The organism is Alkalihalophilus lindianensis, from assembly GCF_032843265.1.
GTDB lineage: Bacteria > Bacillota > Bacilli > Bacillales > Bacillaceae_D > Alkalihalophilus > Alkalihalophilus lindianensis.
Genome location: NZ_JAWJBA010000195.1, coordinates 1 through 282 on the forward strand (window position 1 = coordinate 1; position 282 = coordinate 282).

Below are 282 nucleotides of genomic sequence, written 5' to 3' on the forward strand. Positions count from 1 at the left end.
ACACCATTCCTGCTGCCACCGGATTCAGATGAATATACTTGCTGACATCAATCTCATATTCGGGGAAATCAAGCAGTTCAGCGCCATAACGCTTTTCGAATACATGCCCGGAGAAATCGTACTTTTTGTTCACATACTTGGCGTATTTCATGTTGAGGTATTTCATGATGGTACTAAGCGGGGTTTCCATTGTCTCAATCTGGAGATGTGTATGGTTGGTCATTAAACAGAAGGCATGAAGCCTAAAGGGGTAAGAATTCATCGTTTCCGCTAACAAAGAAA

At 42.2% G+C, this 282-nt stretch carries 1 protein-coding gene; it reads right to left on the minus strand.

The window, feature by feature from the left end; translation table 11 throughout:
- A partial coding sequence (locus RYX56_RS21895; protein ID WP_317124057.1) for a transposase occupies positions 1-282 on the minus strand: 282 nt, incomplete at both ends.